The organism is Runella sp. CRIBMP (genome assembly GCF_009905605.1).
Classification (GTDB): Bacteria; Bacteroidota; Bacteroidia; order Cytophagales; family Spirosomataceae; genus Runella.
Window position 1 is genome coordinate 40,758 of sequence record NZ_JAAAKZ010000015.1, and the last position, 16,868, is coordinate 57,625.

The following is a 16,868-nucleotide window of genomic DNA, read 5'->3' on the forward strand; positions in this document are numbered from 1 at the left end:
ACATTATGGTCATTTTTTACAAATTCTTCAACAACTCTGCGCCCATGGCGTCGGTGCCTAAGATTTTGTCGGCGGGAGTTTCGCTGTTGGCGATGTCGCGCGTGCGGAAACCGGCTTTCAACACGGCATCTACGGCGGCGATGATGGCCTCAGATTCTGCTTTCAAACCAAACGAAATATCCAACAATAATGCTGCCGAAAGAACAGATGCCAACGGATTGGCAACGCCTTTGCCCGTGATGTCGTGCGCTGAACCGTGGATAGGCTCGTATACGCCAGTGCTGTCGCCTACCGAAGCAGAAGCCAACATTCCCATAGAACCCGCAATTTGACTGGCTTCGTCGGTGAGAATATCGCCAAATAAGTTACCCGTTACAACCACGTCAAAACGGCGTGGGTCTTTGATGAGCAACATCGCCGCCGCATCAATGAATTGGTGTTCTACCTCTACGTCTGGATATTCGGGAGCCAATTTCTGAATAACTTCACGCCACAAACGACTTGATTCCAGCACGTTGGCTTTATCGACCGACATGAGTTTTTTGCTGCGCGTACGAGCGGCTTCAAACGCCTTGCGGGCAATGCGCTCCACTTCGTATTTGCTGTAAATCATGGTATCGTAGGCGGTATTTCCGTCGTCAAGGCGTTCACGCTTTCCGAAATATACGTCGCCAGTCAACTCACGGAAAAAGAGAATATCACAGCCTTTCAGGATTTCAGGTTTGATACTAGATGCTTCCAACAACTCATCAAACAATTTGATAGGACGCAGATTGGCGTACAAGCCAAGCTCTTTGCGCATTCTCAACAAACCCTGCTCTGGACGTACTTTAGCCGAAGGGTCGTTGTCGTATTTGGGGTGGCCTACGGCACCAAACAAAATGGCATCGGAAGCGCGCATTTTAACGAGGGTTTCTTCGGGAAGCGGGTCGCCAGTGGCTTCGATGGCTACGTGGCCGATGAGGGCTTCGTCGTAGGTAAATTCATGGCCGAATTTTTCGGCGATGCGGTCTAAGACCTGTTTTCCAACGGTGGTAACTTCTTGCCCGATACCATCACCGGGAACGATTAGGATGTGTTTTTTCATTTGTATTTTTGTACAACTATATAGAAATCAAGTTCAGCATCTTCTGAGTGGCTTTGATGGCCGATACCGTTTGGTCAGAGTCCAAGCCTCTGGTTTTAAACTCTTTATTGTTCCAATTCCACGTGATGATGGTTTCACAAAGTGCGTCGGTGCGCCCTCCCGTTGGGATACGAACGGCGTAATCAGTCAACAGCGGGAGCGTTTTTCCTTTGACCTCATAAATTTTCTTCAGCGCATTCATAAACGCATCGTACTGACCATCACCCTGCGCATTTTCTTCAAACACCTCATCTTCGATTTTCACCTTGAGCGTTGCCGATGGTTTTAGGTCTTTGGAGTGGGTCAACACATAATTGAGCACTTCAATTTTGTACTCGATGGCGTTGGTATCCAACACGTCAGAGATAATGTACGGAAGGTCGTCTTGCGTCACCACTTCCTTTCTATCACCGAGTTCAATGATTCGTTGCGTTACTTTTTTGAGGTCTTCATCGGCGAGTTTGATGCCCAATTCCCGAAGGTTATTTTCGATATTGGCTTTCCCCGACGTTTTGCCCAATGCATACGAACGCTTGCGCCCAAAACGCTCTGGCATCAGCTCATTGAAATACAGGTTGTTTTTCTTGTCGCCATCGGCATGAATACCAGCTGTTTGGGTAAAAACATTATCTCCCACAATCGGTTTGTTGGCTGGAATACGAAGCCCAGAGAAGGTTTCAACGATTTTGCTAATGGAATACAACGACTCCTCCACTACTCCCGTGGTTACTTCTGGCATGAAATCCTTCAAGACGGCAATCGCACTTGCCAACGGCGCATTTCCCGCCCGTTCTCCCATGCCATTGACCGTCAAATGCAATCCGTGGGCTCCCGCCCGCACTGCTTCCATAACGTTGGCAATGCTTAAATCATAATCGTTATGGGCATGAAAATCAAAGTGTTGATTAGGATAACGCTCCACAATTGATTTTACAAACGAATAAGATTCAGCTGGCGTAAGCACCCCCAGCGTATCGGGCAACAGCACGCGACGAATGGGCTGAGTAGTCAGAAAATCAAGGAATTGGAATACATATTCGGGAGAATTACGCATTCCATTGCTCCAATCTTCGAGGTACACATTGGCAGAAATCCCTTTCGAATGTGCCAACGCAATCACTTTTTGAATGTCTTCAAAATGCGCTTCGGGTGTTTTTTTGAGTTGATGCACCAAGTGATTCAGCGATCCTTTGGTCAACAGGTTCATGACCGTAGCACCCGATTCAAGCATCCAGTTGATAGACGCTTCGCCGTCTACAAACGTCAGTACTTCCACCTTATCCAAAAAACCGTTTTCCTTCGCCCAATCGGTGATTTTCTTTACCGCCCGAAATTCTCCTTCTGACACCCGCGCCGAAGCAATTTCGATGCGGTCGACTTTGACATCCGTGAGAAGCAGTTGGGCCAACGCCAGCTTTTCAGAAGCCGAAAAAGACACTCCGCTGGTTTGTTCACCGTCGCGGAGTGTCGTATCCATTATTTCGATGTATCTCATAATTAGAAAAGAAGCGCGGCCTCAAAAGCGCCGATTTCTTCTTTCATGGCCCGCAGATAGTCAATATCATCGAACCCGTTTAACAAATTGTGTTTTTTGTAACCGTTGATATCGAAAGACTCCTTTTCGCCAGTGGCTAGAATAGTCACCGTTTGGTCGGGCAAGCTTACTTCCAATTCGGTTTTTGGGTCTTTTTCAATCGCCAAAAAGATTTTATCCAAAAACTCTGGGCTTACCGTTACGGGCAAAATTCCAACGTTGATGGAGTTGTTCTTGAAAATATCGGCAAAGAAACTCGAAATGACGCAACGGAAACCGTAATCGTAGATGGCCCACGCGGCGTGCTCGCGACTCGAACCGCTTCCGAAGTTACGACCGCCAACAAGGATTTTGCCGGAGTAAATTGGGTTGTTCAGTACAAAATCGGCTTTGGGTGAATTGTCAGGATTATAGCGCCAATCGCGAAAAAGATTATCGCCGAAGCCTTCCCGCTTGGTGGCTTTCAAAAAGCGAGCGGGGATGATTTGGTCGGTATCCACGTTCTCCAAGGGAAGAGGTACCGCCGAAGATTTTAATATGGTGAATTGATCGTATGCCATGATTATTTTATTGTTTATAAAAACTCCCGTGGGTCAGTTACTTTGCCGGTGACGGCGGCGGCGGCAGCTACATAAGGACTGGCCAGCAACGTGCGTGCTCCCGGACCCTGGCGCCCTTCAAAGTTGCGGTTTGAAGTACTAACGGCGTATTTACCCGCTGGAATCTTGTCATCGTTCATCGCCAAACAAGCCGAACATCCTGGCTGACGCAATGAGAAACCTGCTTCGGTCAAAATGTCCAAAATACCTTCTTCTTGGATTTGAGCTTCTACGATGTGAGAGCCCGGTACCAGCCAAGCCGTTACATTATCGGCTTTCTTACGGCCTTTTACAATAGACGCAAACGCCCTGAAGTCTTCAATACGACCGTTGGTACAACTTCCCAAAAACACGTAGTCAATCGGCTTGCCAATCATACTATCATCTTCAGCAAAACCCATGTATGCCAGCGATTTAGCATAAGACGCGCCACCGTCCAATACTTGCTCGGCTTTAGGGATGTGTTGAGAAATACCCGTTCCTAAGCCTGGATTGGTTCCGTAGGTGATTTGGGGTTCGATGTCAGCCGCGTCGTAGGTATATTCCAAGTCGAACGTCGCGCCTTCATCCGTTTTGAGGGTTTTCCAGTAGGCCAGTGCTTTGTCCCATGCTTCGCCTTTAGGCGCTTGCTCGCGGCCTTTTAGGTAGGCAAATGTAGTCTCGTCGGGAGCGATCATACCGCCGCGCGCACCCATTTCGATCGACATGTTACAAACCGTCATACGGCCTTCCATGCTCATATTTTCAAACACTTCACCAGCATATTCTACAAAATAACCCGTAGCACCACTGGCCGAAATCTGTGAAATAATGTACAGCACCGCATCTTTTGGCAATACGCCTTTGCCCAACTTACCATTGATGGTAATGCGCATTTTCTTGGGTTTAGGCTGCATGATACACTGTGATGCCAGCACCATTTCCACTTCTGAGGTACCAATCCCGAAGGCAATGGCTCCGAAAGCACCGTGCGTAGAGGTGTGTGAGTCACCGCAAACGATGGTCATACCTGGAAGGGTGATACCATTTTCAGGCCCAACTACGTGTACGATTCCGTTTTTAGCATGGCCCAAACCCCAGTGCGAAATACCGTACTTTGCAGTATTGGTTTCGAGGGCTTTCAACTGATTGGCCGAAAGCGGGTCTTGTACCGGCAAATGTTGGTTGATGGTAGGCGTGTTGTGGTCGGCAGTGGCAAAGGTACGCTCAGGAAACAGCACACCTATACCGCGACTTTCCAGTCCCAAAAAGGCCACAGGGCTAGTGACTTCGTGAATAAAGTGACGGTCGATGAAGAACACATCGGGTCCGTCTTCAATCTTGCGGACAACGTGGGCATCCCACACTTTGTCGAAGAGGGTTGTTTTTGACATATTACCTTAGTTTTAATACGTTTTTAGAATCACATTTACGACTAACCACAGAGAAACAATGGAGCACAGAGCATAAACTCCATGAAGTAGTTATTTTACAATACAAAATTGCAGGAAACTCTACAATACGGCATAACGCCCTACGCCCAAACAATAGCGATTTTGGCTCAATCGGTTTTTTTTGGCGTAAATCCGTATTTTTCTTTGTAAGCCTTAATAAAATGGGAAACGCTCTCGTAGCCAATTTCCATGCTTACTTCCGAAACGTTTTTGTTGGCATTTTTGAGAAGAAAGGCCGCTTGTTCCAAGCGTTTTTGTTTGATCCAATTGGCGGGAGAGGTGTGAAACTGTTCTTCAAAATCACGCTTGAAAGCCGACAGGCTACGCCCCGACAAATGCGCCAATTCACTTATTGTCAGGGGCTTTAAGTAGTAATTATTCAACAAATATTCCAGCTCGGTCTTTTGCCCTTTATAGATGTTGAACAAAATGGATTTGAGTTGTCCAGAAATATCAATTTCAATCAAATGCAGTAGTAACTCCTGAAATTTGAGCCGCAAAAACTGGTTTAAGTAGGGTGTTTGGGAATGAAAATAAGGCAAAAGTGAATCAATAAACTTCTCAAAAGTAGGCGATGACTGAAGAACCAAGATAGGCTGCGTATGGTCAGCCTCTGCCTGAGCAAATAGGGTCTGATTTTGATTCACGAACTCTTTGAGGAGCTTTTCATGAAAGAAAAAAACCAGACTTCGGTAATCGCTCCCGATAGACTCATTCATCGAATAACAGCCCCGCTGAAAAAACAAAATGTCTCCCTTTCGAACATGCAAATCTTGATTGGGAGAAATAAATTTTTTCTCTCCTTCAAGCACTACCACTACGGCATGTTCTTCAAAAAAAATCTCGTTTCGCTCTGGATACACATCACTCCGGTAGGCCACAAAAGTCATATCCTGAATTTTCAGGGACTGAAACTGTTGGGCGCTGATGGAAGAAGGAACACGAAGCATGGGGGAATGAACTATTAATTAAGAAGGAGTGAATAAGAGGTAGGAAGGAAGAAATAAGATTTTTTTTCCTACATCCGACCTCCTACTTCGGCAACTATTCGATTATTAATCAAACGCCCCGCCTTTTTTTAGGGCCTGATAATCGTCGCCAATCGTCTTGTATTGCGACATTAGAAATTTCTGCAATTCTTCATTGAACACTTTTTTTTCTTCCTCCGAAAGTGCGTCGTACAAGTCTTTCAACTCTTGGTTGATCGCTGCTTTTTCGGCTTCACTTTGGGCATTAATGGCCCTGACGTGGTATTTTCTAAAATCAAAGTTCATATCAAAAACTCAAATAGATCGGGCTTATTATTGATGTATTCAAATTGCATATTGTGCTCCTGCATTCGGGCCAAGAGCGGTTCAAAATCTTCTTTGTGCCGCAGTTCGATACCTACTAAGGCGGGACCGCGTTCACGAGCTGTTTTTTTGGAATATTCAAAGTGCGCAATGTCATCGTTGGGACCGAGCACATGGTTCAAAAACTCTTTGAAGGCTCCCGAACGTTGCGGAAAACGGATGATGAAGTAATGTTTAAGCCCTTCGTACAGCAGACTGCGTTCTTTTATTTCTTCGGTGCGTGTAATGTCATTATTGCCACCACCAATTAGCAATACCACATCTTTGCCCTTGATTTCATCCTTGATTTGGTCGAGTGCCGCTACCGTAAGCGCACCCGCTGGTTCTACTACGATGGCCTCTTCGTTGTACAATTGTAAAATCGTAGAGCATACTTTTCCTTCGGGAACCAACAAAATAGAATCCAGATTCTTGCGACACACTTCAAACGTATGCTCACCCGCGCGTTTTACGGCGGCTCCGTCTACAAACTTATCAATATTTTCGAGCGTTACTACATGATTCTCTTTGATGGCAGTGTACATTGTAGGAGAGCCAAGTGGCTCTACACCAATGAGTTTTGTGGCGGGACTCAATTGTTTAAATACCGTTGTTACGCCCGACGCCAATCCACCGCCGCCAATGGCAAACAGCAGATAATCAATTTTAAAATCGGCATCCCGGAAGATTTCCAGCCCGACGGTCCCCTGCCCTTCCATCACCTGCACGTCGTCAAAGGGGTGAATAAATGTCGCCTCATTACTTTCGCAAAAGTGCTTAGCGGCGTGGTAGGCATCGTCGTAGGTATCGCCGTGCAGTACTACTTCAATTTGGTCTTTACCGAAAAGTTTGACCTGCTTTACTTTTTGAGCAGGCGTGGTACTGGGCATAAAAATTCGGCCGCGAACTTGCATTTTATTACAGGCATAAGCTACGCCCTGAGCATGGTTGCCTGCCGAAGCACACACCACTCCTTTTTCAAGGGCCTCTGCTGACAAGCTCGCCATTTTGTTGTACGCCCCCCGAATCTTGTAAGAGCGCACCACCTGCAAATCTTCCCGTTTGAAGTAGATGTTGGCTTCGTATCGCTCCGAAAAATTGAGATTTAGCTCCAAATCGGTGTGCTTTACCACTTTTCGAATTCGCTCGGCAGCCTGCAAAATATTATCAAATGTCGGCAAATCGGCGACTTTATGTTTGTGTTTTTCGGAGGCGATACTCATAAGAAATCATGATTAGAGTAATTGCAAAAATCCCCCGAATTTACACAACTCGGGGGATTTTCTATATTTTCAATTGAAGATAATAACCTCGGAAAGAGTTTGAGTGGGGACACCCAGCACTAGCCGAGGTTATAAAGTATTAGTTACGCTCTGGACGCAAGCTGCGAACGGCCGCCCCTGCACGCCACATTTCTGAATCACGAAGCTCGGCCAATTCTACTTCGAGTTTTTCGCGGTAGTCAGGCTGCGAGTTACGCGTGATAGAAATGTTTGCCTGCTCGCCTGATTTTACTGAATCGTACAGTTTCTGGAAGACAGGCTTAGTAGCTTCTTTGAAAGGTTTCCACCAGTCAAGGGCGCCGCGTTGGGCAGTAGTTGAGCAGTTTGCATACATCCAATCCATACCGTTTTCGGCTACAAGCGGCATCAATGATTGCGTCAATTCTTCTACGGTTTCGTTGAATGCTTCTGATGGCGAGTGACCGTTTTCGCGCAATACTTCGTATTGAGCGGCAAAAATCCCTTGAATAGCACCCATCAACGTTCCACGCTCACCAGTAAGGTCAGACGTAACTTCACGGTAGAAATCAGTTTCAAACAAATAACCTGAACCTACACCGATACCCATGGCGATACATTTTGTGCGGGCATTGCCAGAAGCATCTTGATATACGGCAAAAGAAGAGTTAAGTCCTTTTCCTTCTACAAACAAACGACGAAGTGACGTTCCTGAGCCTTTGGGCGCTACCAAAAATACGTCAACATCAGCGGGTGGAATGATACCTGTTTGTTCTTTATAAGTTACACCAAAACCGTGTGAGAAGTACAGAGACTTGCCCGGAACAAGTGCCTTCTTTACGGTTGGCCACAATTCAATTTGAGCAGCATCCGACAGCAAGAAACAAATGATGGTTCCTTTTTCGAGGGCTTCTTCGATTTCGAAAAGCGTCTCACCTGGCACCCAGCCATCTGCAACTGCTTTATCGTAGGTTTTTCCTTTACGTTGTCCAACGATTACGTTGAAACCGTTATCGCGCATATTTAAGCTCTGACCCGGGCCCTGAACACCGTAACCAATAACGGCGATTGTTTCATTTGCCAATACTTCACGTGCTTTTTCAAGAGGAAATTCTTCGCGGGTTACTACTTCTTCTACGCTCCCGCCGAAATTGATTTGTGCCATTGAATTGTTTTGTTTATTTATTAATTGTTATTGAATCTTATTTTGTCTTTTGCCACGTAAGCAGGGCCGACACGCCCACAAATAGTTTTATTTTTTTTTGAATCAACCAGTCTTCCGTTTTAAAAATACGTCCGAATATTTTTTGAAAAACTGGGCCGTTCATTACCGTAAAATCTGACCCAGCATCCTCTATCTTTTGCTGATGCAAGGGCAGTAATTTTGACAGCAATCGGAAAAAAGCAATCGGAAAAAAAAGCCAAAAATTGAAATAACTGCTGAATACGATTTTTCCGCTTTTCTTAAATAACTCTCCAAGCCCCGCCATTGTGTACCGACGCACGTGGTGATTGACGTCGTCGTGCTGGTTCCACAAAAACATAAATGCTGGCACCGTTACACATACCAAGCCATTGGGCTTACACACTCGTTTCATTTCATCAACCGCCAGTTGATGTTCTTCGACATGTTCGATTACGTCGAAAGCACAAACCAAATCGTAAGTCTCATCATCAAAGGGCAATTCGAGAATTGAACCTTGTATCAAATCAATCGGTACATTTGCTTTGGTAAAAGCATAACATTCTAGATCGTACTCCACTGATTTTACGCCTCCAAACACTCCCAGAAGCTCCGACGAATGCCCGGTTGCTACTCCTACATTCAAGATTTTCAGCGGACGTTGAGCTGGCAGAGTCTGTTTCAAATGATTGATGATAATCTGATTCCGAACCACAAACCACCAATGCTCTCTTTCGATATGGTAATATTGCTTATAATATTCTTGATTCATAGCGACTTATGGGAAAGACATCGGTAACATTAAAGAAACGAGTGTACTGACAATCAGTAAATATTTTAACTGATTGATTGGCACATGTTCCCGTAAAATAGCCAGCATGAAAAAGAACATATAAAAACCAAAAGAGAGGGAGCGAGTGCCGTCGGCAACCATCACTCCGATTACCCCAGTAATCAGTATACATCCGCCCAGTAATACCAGCGCCCACCAATCTTTCAGCATGACTAGAACCGCCATCCCCGCAAAAACAATAAGCCAAAAGCCTTCTAAACCACGCGTAAATTTATCACCTAGAATGCTTATGCTCCACCAACTCGTCTGCTGCGACAAGTCATTGTCGTGGCCTACTTTCAAGCCATACGTTGTAGCAAGCCACTGCCGTATCACTAAATAAATTCCCGCACTCATCACCAATGCAACTACGGGCAGCGGAATCTCTTTAAGGGAAAATTTTCGTTTATCAATCACTTGCTTAATGAGCGGCAACACGTACCATAATCCTAAATAAGAAGAATTGATAATGGCGCGCTCATCACACCAAAAGGCCAGTTGCGTAAACAGTAAAACCGATAGGGGGTTTCGGAAATAAAATGCCAACACCATGAAACAAAACGGGAAGGCATCGCAATGGCCCAAGAAATTGATGTAAAAATTAGCCCCAGCGTAGATTGCCGTAAACCCCGTCATGAAATAGAAGGTTAGGATTTTATCCTTGACTATGTCATAAACTGCCCGTGTCATAAACCACAAAAACACCAGTCCTACCAATACATGAAGTACGTATAAACCAGCAACATTGAGGTGCAACGCCTGTGCAATAAGTGGGATGGTCAGACGAAAGGTTTGATTTGCCTCGTGCGACCCCGCTTCATAGTCTTTAGGTGTAAACGGATCAGCGCCCTGTTTGATAATATCATCCCAAAAAAGCCCGCCGATAGAACCCGGCTGCCGCATTTCAAGATACAAGCTTCGCAAGCCCTTATCGACCAAAATAAAATTAAAGGTCAAAAGGGTGCCAGTTGAGACAATCAGGGCTAAAAATAATAGCCTTATCTGCCAAAATTTATTGTCAAAGAACGGTTGTAATTTACTGTCCAGCCACCTAAAAGGTGTTGTAAGTGATTGCTGTGGTTGTTTCATTCAAACGTATCTAGTCAAATCTATCGGTTTTTATACCGGTCGGGCTATCCAAATTGGATTGCCAAACGCTTTGACAAAGGTAGTTTTTTTAAGCATAATACTCGCCATGTACCTCCTGCGGAAGGTACTCCACTAACCCTTGAGGGGTTTTTCCAACGGCTACACGGCCTGATTTTACGAATTCAAGTATTCCGTAAGGCTTAATATACCGGAAGAAATCCATGATTTCGGCTTCATTACCGGCCTTCTCGATCACCACGTAGTCGAGTCCCCAGTAAACCACCCAAGCTTTGTACACTTTATTGATGGTTTCGATATCGATGGGCCGGGTCCCAATAGGGGTTGCGATTTTGAAAAGCGCAATTTCGTTGTACACAACCTCGTCGTCTAAGTATCCGAACACGGCCAAAACTTCCACCACTTTGCGGATTTGACGAACCAGTTTTTCGACCTCTTCGCGTTTATCGTGTTTGATGGTAATGGTGTACCGAGATACCCCTTTTCGTTCCGTTTCCGACACCGTCAAGCTTTCAATGTTGACCCGTCGACGGGTGAAAAGAATCGTAATTTTATTTAAGAGTCCGAAAGTATTTTCGGTAAATATACAGATGGTGTAAGTCGTCATAAGCCCCAACCGAATCGTCGGCTCGCTCCAAACGGGAGTTTTAGTTGTGCATTTATTTAAGTACCAAACCGTTGCTGTCTTGTCGGCCTAGTCCAACCGAATATCAACAACCGAAGCCCCAGCGGGGACCATTGGAAATACGTTTTCTTCTTTCTCCACGATTACTTCCAACAAATACGGCTTGTCTGATTTGAGCAAGGCATCTAGCGAGTCGCTCAGATTGTCGCGCTCAGAGCAAGTATGACCCGTAATCCCGAAACCTTTGGCAATGGTTACAAAATCGGGGTTTTTCAGCTCCACAAATGAGTAGCGTTTTTCGAAGAACAGCTGTTGCCACTGCCGTACCATTCCCAAATAATTATTGTTGAGAATAATCAATTTTACGGCTAATCCGCTCTGCGCAATGGTTCCTAATTCTTGAATGGTCATCTGAAAACAACCATCACCAATAAAGGCCACTACTTCACGGTCAGGAGCGCCTTTTTTGGCACCAAACGCAGCTGGAATAGCAAAACCCATGGTTCCTAATCCGCCCGAAGCAATGTATGAATGTGGCTTTTTAAACTGGTAATACCGCGCTGCAATCATCTGATGCTGACCTACATCTGCAATAATACAGGCCTCTCCGTTGGTTTTTTGGGAAAGCATATTCACCACTTCTGCCATCTTGATTTCTCCTTCTTCCTTCAATTCCCGACGGGTTACTTTCTGCTCTTCGATGACGTCAAATTTCTTAAATTCATTGCGCCATGTAGAGTGATTGTTGGTCTTCACCAACGGAAGCAGCTTCCGCAAAGCTTCCTTTGCATCACCTACCACGGGGGCTTCTGCTTTGATGATTTTGTCAATCTCTGAGGGGTCTATTTCAATATGCACTACTCTAGCCTGACGAATGTACTTGGTGGCGTCGCCCGTTACGCGGTCGTCAAAACGCATTCCAATGGCAATAATGACATCAGCTTGGTCGGTCAATACGTTGGGGCCGTAATTGCCGTGCATTCCCAACCAACCCACATAATTAGGGTGGTCAATCGGCATCGCCGACAATCCCAACAAAGTACTGGCGCAGGGAATATCGGTTTTTTCAACGAAAGCCTTCAGTTCTTCCATCGCTCCCGAAATCAACACACCGTGCCCAAATAAAATATAGGGTTTTTTGGCATTATTGATTAATTCCGCCGCTTTCTGTACGTGTTCATCTTTAGGAACAATACGGGGTTTGTAGCTGGCCAAACCCTCTATTTTTTTGTATTGATAGGGCTTATCCATCATCCCGACCTGTGCATCCCGCGTAAAGTCAATCACTACGGGGCCGGGTTTTCCAGAAGTGGCAATATAAAACGCCTTAGCCATTACTTCTGGCACTTCGTCGGGGTGGGTGATTTGATAGTTCCACTTACACACGGGCGTTGTTACACCAATAATGTCGGTTTCCTGAAAAGCATCCGTTCCTAACAAAGTGGATTTTACCTGTCCGATGATGCACACCAAAGGCGTACAGTCGATAATGGCATCGGCGATGGGTGTCACTAAATTAGTACCGCCAGGGCCAGAAGTCACCAGACAAACGCCGGGTTTTCCGCTGGTACGGGCGTATCCCTGCGCCGCATGCCCAGCTCCTTGCTCATGCCGCACCAAAATATGGTCTAGGCGGTCGGTATAATCAAAGAGGGCATCATAGGTGGGCATGATGGCACCGCCCGGGTAGCCAAAAATCACTTCCGTCCCTTCGGCAATCAGTGATTCCATGAGCGCCTGCGCTCCCGACAAAAACCGAGGGCCTTCGGCAATAACGTCTGTTGTTGTCATTGGCTGAGCTGTTTCTTGCGTCAAAACAGCTTCTGCCGACGCAATTTCCTGTTGTGCAATCATGGTTAATTGGTTGTCCATGACGGATATGGTTTTTAATTTGTTGTTGCTTTATTAATTATGCTTCATCCGTTACACAGCCTTCGCTTGCTGACTTCACATTGCGGATGTATTTGCCCAACGTTCCTTTTTTGAACGGCGGCTCAGGTTGTTTCCACTCCTTGCGGCGCTCGGCCAGTTCTTCGTCCGACACGTGCAGTTGTAGTACGTTGTTTACGGCATCAATCGTAATTTTATCACCGTCTTTTACCAAGCCAATTGTTCCGCCCATGTAGGCTTCTGGCGTGATGTGGCCTACCACAAAACCGTGCGTACCACCCGAAAAACGACCATCGGTAATCATCGCGATTTTGTCACCAAGGCCTGCTCCCATTACTGCCGATGTTGGCTTAAGCATTTCGGGCATACCCGGACCGCCTTTGGGACCTTCATTGCGAATCACGACGACATGCCCCGCTTTGATTTCGCCTTTTGAAATGTATTCAATCACTTCTTCTTCGCGCTCACATACCTTGGCGATTCCTTCAAAACGCTCACCTTCTTTGCCCGTAATCTTGGCCACGGCACCTTCCGTTGCCAAGTTTCCGTACATGATTTGTAAGTGCCCCGTTGGTTTGAGGGGCGTCGAAAGCGGGAAAATGATTTTTTGGGTATCGAAATTCAAATCAGGAGCTTCGGCCAAATTCTCAGCGATGGTTTTGCCCGTTACGGTCAAGCAATCGCCGTGCAAAAGGCCCTGCTGATACAAATACTTCATAATGGCCGGAACCCCGCCAATGGCCAGTACATCTTCCATATAATACTTACCAGACGGTTTAAGGTCGGCAATCAACGGCGTACGGTCCGAAATATCCTGAATGTCTTTTAACGTAAAATCTACTTCTGCGGCACGGGCAATGGCCAAATAATGCAACACAGCGTTGGTCGAACCACCCAATGCCATCACCACCGTCATGGCGTTTTCAAAGGCTTTGCGCGTCATGATGTCGCGCGGGCAAATGTTTTTCTCCAGCAATTGTTTCATGGCCGCTCCAATGGCGATGCACTCCGCTTTTTTGCCTTCATGTGTGGCTGGATAGGTCGATGAATTGGGTAACGTTAAGCCCATTGCTTCCATGGAGCTGGCCATGGTATTGGCCGTATACATTCCGCCGCATGCTCCTGCCCCTGGAATCGCATTTTGAATAACCCCTTCGTAATCGTCGTCCGAAATCGTTCCAGCAAACTTTTTACCCAAGGCTTCAAATGCAGAAATAATGTCAAGTTTCTGTCCTTTATATTCTCCCGTTCGGATTGTTCCGCCGTAGACCAACATGGCAGGACGGTTCAAACGGGCAATGGCTATCATGGCACCAGGCATATTTTTATCACAACCTACCACCGCAATCACTCCATCGTACCATTGAGCCCCCACTACGTTTTCGATAGAATCGGCAATCAAGTCACGGCTAGGCAGCGAATAGCTCATCCCGTCGTTGCCGTTGGTCATGCCATCAGATACGCCAATGGTGTGAAAAATAAGGCCGACCATGCCATTTTCCTGAATTCCTTTTTTTACATGCACCGACAATCCGTTGAGGTGCATGTTGCAGGTGTTTCCTTCATAACCCGTACTGGCAATGCCAATTTGGGCTTTTTGCATGTCTTCTTTGGTCAATCCTACGCCATAAAGCATGGCTTTGGCGGCTGGATTTGTTACTTCTTGCGTAAGCGTGCGGCTAAATTTGTTAAGTTGTTCTGACATATAGGAGATTGGTTTTACAAAAAAGCCTCACTCATCTTTCGGTGTGAGTGAGGCTTCGACGGTAGCAATCGGAATCCACTCACACCGTTTGGGTGCAAAGAATGACGACCACGACCACAATTATATTAGCAAACATTTTAGAGCAAATTTTTTCTGATAGCGAAATTACGCTAATTGCGTATTTGCGTTACAAATAAAACCGGTCAGGATTTATTTTCCAAACAAAAGTTAATTTTTTTGCATTATCCCAACCCAAAAACGCCTATACTGCCTCTGAAGGCACAAAAAATTGTCACTTCTTTTGATTCTCCTCTTTTAATGATTTTAACAAAAATCTAGGCTTGTTTTAGTATCCTTACAATCACTTATTGTATTATGCCAATAAATATACAACATTATGAAACTTTTTATATAACTTTTCTACTATATAAGCATTATTCATTAAAATTCGTACAGCAATGTTAGAGATAATGGGCTATGTAGCGGGTGCATTAACCACGCTTGCCTTTATTCCCCAGGTTTTACAGATTTACCGTACTAAATCTGCCAAAGACGTTTCACTCGCCATGTTTTTGTTGTTTACCGTTGGTGTAGCGCTTTGGCTCGGTTATGGCATCATGGCGCATTCTTTTCCAGTTGTGGCCGCCAACGCCACCACGCTGGTTCTTTCGTTTGTTATTCTTTATTTTAAATGGAAATACACCCGTTCTTCCAATATATAGTGCATAAAAAAGCCCTTTCTCTCGCCGAGAGAAAGGGCTGAAAACTTCACCGAAAGCGGATTAGTCTACAATACTCAATTTAACCGCGTTGGTTTTGCGGTGCTTGCTGACTGGCATACTCAGCGTGTTTACGAAAATATCTCCCGTATGCAACGCTCCTTTTTCAACAAGAACCCTTTTGATATCGTCAATTAAATCATCCGTCGAAAGGTCTTCACGATCATAATACACCGACTTCACTCCCCAGTACAACGACAGCGCACACATGAGCGAGCGGCTGGGCGTAAAGACGTACAAATCAGCTTCTGGACGGTGATGTGACAAACGCACACCCGTATAACCAGAACGTGTGACCCCGATAATCGCCTTTGCGTGGGTATCACGCGCCAAGCGACAAGCGCTCATTACTACGTTGTCATTCAACACATTAGGACCAGGGTTATCATTAACGGCGGCGTGATATTTGAAATAAATTTCGGTATCATCCGCTTTTTTCTTCGCTTCCGTTTGTTCTACCTGACGAATCGTCTGTGCCATGCTCGTAACGGCCTCAATGGGGTATTTGCCAGAGGCAGTTTCTGCGCTGAGCATCACGGCATCGGCACCGTCTAGTACAGAATTGGCAATATCATTGATTTCTGCCCGCGTAGGCCGTGGGGCATCAATCATGCTTTCGAGCATCTGCGTAGCTACGATAACGGGCTTAGCGGCGCGATTACATTTCTCCACAATCATTTTCTGAATCATGGGAACTTCTTCGGCGGGCAATTCTACGCCCAAATCTCCACGAGCCACCATAATGGCATCGGTGGCTTCAATGATGGCATCAATGTTTTCGATGGCTTCGGGCTTTTCAATTTTAGCCACCACTCGAATGCTCTTGCCTTTTGCTTTGATATAATCTTTAACCTCCTGAATATCAGATGCATAGCGCACAAATGACAACGCTATCCAGTCTACATCATTTTCCAATCCAAATTCAAGGTCTTCGTAGTCTTTTTCAGTCACCGACGGCATCGAGACCTTGGTATTCGGAAGGTTTACTCCTTTTTTAGACTTCAGTATACCGTCATAGACTACCTCCGTTATTACATCGGTTCCTTCGATTCCTACTACTTTTACTTCTAGCTTACCATCATCCATCAGGATGCGCTCGCCCATTTTTACGTCTTGGTACATTCCTTTGTAAGGAGTACTTACGCGCTCGGAAGTACCAATAATATCGTCATTGGTAAACACTAATTTTTGGCCTGCTATAATTTTCACACCGTCTTTGCTTTCGACATTGCCGATGCGAATTTTAGGGCCCTGCAAATCCTGCAAAATTCCAACGCTGAGACCGTAGGTAGCATTATTTTGGCGGATTTTCTGAATACGTTCCAAGTGATCGGCGTGAGAGCCGTGCGAGAAATTCAGTCGGAATACATTCACCCCTGCCTGTACAAGTGAATACAGAAGTTCAGATGTTTCTGAAGCAGGGCCTACGGTGGCAACAATCTTGGTCTTTTTATTGATCATCTTTTGGCTAGGTTTTTTTGAT

At 45.6% G+C, this 16,868-nt stretch carries 15 protein-coding genes; 1 reads left to right on the forward strand and 14 read right to left on the reverse strand.

Annotation, left to right across the window (positions count from 1 at the left end; genetic code table 11):
* Nucleotides 1-16 precede the first annotated feature (16 nt).
* The 13 genes from leuB to ilvD form a co-directional block, all read right to left on the reverse strand.
* A complete protein-coding gene (gene leuB / locus GVN20_RS24150; protein WP_114460897.1) occupies nt 17-1,087 on the reverse strand; it encodes a 3-isopropylmalate dehydrogenase in 1,071 nt (356 codons plus the stop codon).
* A gap of 16 nt (nt 1,088-1,103) precedes the next feature.
* Nucleotides 1,104-2,621, reverse strand: coding sequence for an alpha-isopropylmalate synthase regulatory domain-containing protein (locus tag GVN20_RS24155; RefSeq protein WP_166560811.1), 1,518 nt, complete (start codon nt 2,619-2,621; stop codon nt 1,104-1,106).
* Between the two features lie 2 nt (nt 2,622-2,623).
* Nucleotides 2,624-3,220, reverse strand: coding sequence for a 3-isopropylmalate dehydratase small subunit (gene leuD / locus GVN20_RS24160; protein ID WP_166560812.1), 597 nt, complete (start codon nt 3,218-3,220; stop codon nt 2,624-2,626).
* 14 nt (nt 3,221-3,234) lie between these two features.
* Nucleotides 3,235-4,632: a 3-isopropylmalate dehydratase large subunit gene (gene leuC / locus GVN20_RS24165; RefSeq protein ID WP_166560813.1), complete on the reverse strand. Its 1,398-nt coding sequence runs from the start codon at nt 4,630-4,632 to the stop codon at nt 3,235-3,237.
* A 167-nt stretch (nt 4,633-4,799) separates the two neighbouring features.
* Complete coding sequence (locus GVN20_RS24170) at nt 4,800-5,642, reverse strand: AraC family transcriptional regulator (protein WP_166560814.1); 843 nt, start codon at nt 5,640-5,642, stop codon at nt 4,800-4,802.
* Between the two features lie 105 nt (nt 5,643-5,747).
* Nucleotides 5,748-5,966, reverse strand: a complete 219-nt coding sequence (locus GVN20_RS24175; RefSeq protein WP_166560815.1) for a hypothetical protein — start codon at nt 5,964-5,966, stop codon at nt 5,748-5,750.
* Nucleotides 5,963-7,246 carry a threonine ammonia-lyase IlvA gene (ilvA, locus tag GVN20_RS24180; protein ID WP_166560816.1) on the reverse strand — a complete coding sequence of 428 codons (1,284 nt, stop codon included), beginning with the start codon at nt 7,244-7,246 and terminating at the stop codon, nt 5,963-5,965. Before ilvA ends, GVN20_RS24175 begins: the two co-directional genes overlap by 4 nt.
* Nucleotides 7,247-7,385: 139 nt before the next feature.
* Nucleotides 7,386-8,429 carry a ketol-acid reductoisomerase gene (gene ilvC / locus GVN20_RS24185; protein WP_166560817.1) on the reverse strand — a complete coding sequence of 348 codons (1,044 nt, stop codon included), beginning with the start codon at nt 8,427-8,429 and terminating at the stop codon, nt 7,386-7,388.
* Nucleotides 8,430-8,466: 37 nt separating this feature from the next.
* The gene (locus tag GVN20_RS24190) at nt 8,467-9,219 is read right to left on the reverse strand and encodes a bifunctional 2-polyprenyl-6-hydroxyphenol methylase/3-demethylubiquinol 3-O-methyltransferase UbiG (RefSeq protein WP_166560818.1); all 753 of its coding nucleotides are present in this window, start codon (nt 9,217-9,219) and stop codon (nt 8,467-8,469) included.
* A gap of 6 nt (nt 9,220-9,225) precedes the next feature.
* Nucleotides 9,226-10,368: a hypothetical protein gene (locus GVN20_RS24195; protein WP_166560819.1), complete on the reverse strand. Its 1,143-nt coding sequence runs from the start codon at nt 10,366-10,368 to the stop codon at nt 9,226-9,228.
* A gap of 88 nt (nt 10,369-10,456) precedes the next feature.
* Complete coding sequence (gene ilvN / locus GVN20_RS24200) at nt 10,457-10,993, reverse strand: acetolactate synthase small subunit (RefSeq protein WP_114460907.1); 537 nt, start codon at nt 10,991-10,993, stop codon at nt 10,457-10,459.
* Between the two features lie 87 nt (nt 10,994-11,080).
* Nucleotides 11,081-12,802, reverse strand: a complete 1,722-nt coding sequence (gene ilvB, locus GVN20_RS24205; protein ID WP_166560873.1) for a biosynthetic-type acetolactate synthase large subunit — start codon at nt 12,800-12,802, stop codon at nt 11,081-11,083.
* 118 nt (nt 12,803-12,920) lie between these two features.
* Nucleotides 12,921-14,606: a dihydroxy-acid dehydratase gene (ilvD, locus tag GVN20_RS24210; protein ID WP_166560820.1), complete on the reverse strand. Its 1,686-nt coding sequence runs from the start codon at nt 14,604-14,606 to the stop codon at nt 12,921-12,923.
* 458 nt (nt 14,607-15,064) lie between these two features.
* On the opposite strand from ilvD, the gene GVN20_RS24215 reads away from it, so the two are divergent.
* Nucleotides 15,065-15,328: a SemiSWEET transporter gene (locus GVN20_RS24215; RefSeq protein WP_166560821.1), complete on the forward strand. Its 264-nt coding sequence runs from the start codon at nt 15,065-15,067 to the stop codon at nt 15,326-15,328.
* A gap of 60 nt (nt 15,329-15,388) precedes the next feature.
* Here the strand turns inward: GVN20_RS24215 and pyk are convergent, their stop codons facing one another.
* Nucleotides 15,389-16,846: a pyruvate kinase gene (gene pyk, locus GVN20_RS24220; RefSeq protein WP_206023366.1), complete on the reverse strand. Its 1,458-nt coding sequence runs from the start codon at nt 16,844-16,846 to the stop codon at nt 15,389-15,391.
* Nucleotides 16,847-16,868 lie beyond the last annotated feature (22 nt).